This window comes from Frankia sp. Mgl5 (assembly GCF_023242985.1).
In the GTDB taxonomy this organism is placed as follows: Bacteria; Actinomycetota; Actinomycetes; order Frankiales; family Frankiaceae; genus Parafrankia; species Parafrankia soli.
Map to the genome: position 1 here is coordinate 1 of NZ_JALKFY010000256.1, position 249 is coordinate 249.

At 55.0% G+C, this 249-nt stretch carries 1 pseudogene; it reads right to left on the reverse strand.

Annotated elements, in window-relative coordinates:
* Positions 1–249: pseudogene (locus tag MXD62_RS09255) on the reverse strand (transcriptional regulator); the annotation flags it as partial.

Consider the following 249-nt stretch of genomic DNA (forward strand, 5'->3'; position numbering starts at 1 on the left):
TGCTTGACCAGTTGCTCCCTCCCCTGTTCCGTAATTCGTACCGCCCGACTTGTGGGTGCCTTGGCAATCCAGCCCAACTCAAAAAAACGCGAAGCAATGGCTGTTCCCAATGTACCGGCGAGGTGATGACGCCGTTCGCTCCAATCCAGACATGGTCGGGCAAATGCTCTCCGTTTCTGCCTGGTTTGCTCCAGATTGATGCCGAAACCGCGGCACCATTCTTCTCCTCTGGTCGTGATCTGATAATCC